This window comes from Neobacillus drentensis, from assembly GCF_036962765.1.
GTDB lineage: Bacteria > Bacillota > Bacilli > Bacillales > Cytobacillaceae > Neobacillus > Neobacillus drentensis_C.
Genome location: NZ_JBALOS010000177.1, coordinates 7922 through 9507, shown reverse-complemented (window position 1 = coordinate 9507; position 1586 = coordinate 7922). Strand labels below are relative to the sequence as shown.

Here is a 1586-nt window from a genome sequence, read left to right as displayed (position 1 = left end):
TTTAATCCATCATGATCTGTATCTTCGTTACCATCTTTAATTTTGTCATGATCACTGTCAGATGATTTTGGATTTAAAGCTAGTTTGAATTCTAGTAGGTTTTTTAAGCCATCTTTATCTGCATCCTCGTTACCATCTTTAATTTTGTCATGATCGGTATCAGATGATTTTGGATTTAGAGCTAGTTTGTATTCTTGTAAGTTGTTTAAGCCATCTTTATCGTTATCTTTTTTGGCTAAACCTTTACCAGATAGTTTGTACTTTCTTTCCCAATAATCGTTAATTCCGTTCTTATTCCTGTCACTAAACTTTATTTTTGTCTTTACATCGCTACTAGCATGTGCAGTGGACAAAAAACCTGGTGAAAGCAAGACTGTTAAAGCAAGACCACCAACCAACATTTTCTTCATTTTAAATTCTCCCTAATCCTGATATATTTTTCGGCAATTGGCTGGCATAGCTATTGTTGCTGTAGCCCCTATAGTTTTGCGCAACTATGTTTCCATAGTGTTGCCTCTTCGTTGTACACCTACAAAAGGAGATCATCAACGATCTCTTCTACTATAAGCGGTTATTCATCAAAAATAACGAGTGAAAAGTACTATTTCATTCATTTTTGTCGAATTATGTAATTGGCTAGTTTTTAGGGAATTAGTCGCATTCCCTAGTTACCGTTCATACAAAGAAAAAAGCCCCTTATTTGGAGCTTTTCTTCATTCCCGCTTCTTCCAATGCAGCCTCATTACCAATTAATACGTTCGTTATTATACCTCTCTAATTGTTCTTGTAGGATTAATAGGTAAGTCGTCATGGCCATTCTTACTATAGAAGGATAGTATCGATTATTAAGTTCTTGTTCACATTCCTCTATATCCATCTTTTTTACTGCGATAATTTTATTTAATTCTTCTATGCTCATTGATATCCACCCCTACATATTGAAAAAATCTTCATAATCTACACTTGAATCCAGTTTCTTAAGAAAACTTATGATCTTCCTTGCTGTGCTTATGGTTGGCTGGTGCTCGTCATCTGAACATAATCGGCTAATTGTTGCTCGACTAACTCCTGATTTCTCTAATTCCTTTTGGCTTATTCCGTGCTGATCAATATAACGCCCCAACTTTGATCTGACTTTTCCTATGCCAAACCAATTCAAGTTCTCCTCTCCTCCCAAACTAGTTTTATAGCTTAAGGATGGACAAAAATTTCATAGTTTATACAAAAGTTTCATCTCTGAAATTATTTTTCATAGATGATGCCGCTTGGACAACAACTCTATAAAAAAATCCTTTATTTAAGACCATTTTTAGGAGACTTGAGGGAACTTATCAGCGGATGATTGAAATTTATCAGCGAATCGGACCAATATATCAGCGGAAATCCCATTTTATCAGCGAATCTAGCGTTTTATCAGCGAATCACCTTCACGGGCGTTAATCGCTTTCACTAGTTACCATTGAAGTTACTTTTTTACCTTCAATGGCATTAGTCGCGCCTTTTGGATACCGTTGGAGCGATTTTTTTACCTCAACGGGCATCATACTCACTCAATGGTTACCGTTGGAGCAATTTTTTTACCTCAA

Annotated in this window: 2 protein-coding genes, 1 pseudogene and 1 riboswitch; all 3 genes and pseudogenes read right to left on the bottom strand. The window is 35.8% G+C overall.

Annotated features, from left to right (window positions below):
• A pseudogene (locus V7137_RS21065) lies at positions 1-410 on the bottom strand (hypothetical protein); the annotation flags it as partial.
• Between the two features lie 29 nt (positions 411-439).
• Positions 440-525, bottom strand: a riboswitch (cyclic di-GMP riboswitch).
• A 217-nt stretch (positions 526-742) separates the two neighbouring features.
• Positions 743-919, bottom strand: a complete 177-nt coding sequence (locus V7137_RS21060; protein WP_335699886.1) for a hypothetical protein — start codon at positions 917-919, stop codon at positions 743-745.
• 12 nt (positions 920-931) lie between these two features.
• On the bottom strand, positions 932-1159 hold the full coding sequence (locus tag V7137_RS21055; RefSeq protein WP_335699885.1) for a helix-turn-helix transcriptional regulator: 228 nt from the start codon (positions 1157-1159) through the stop codon (positions 932-934).
• Positions 1160-1586 lie beyond the last annotated feature (427 nt).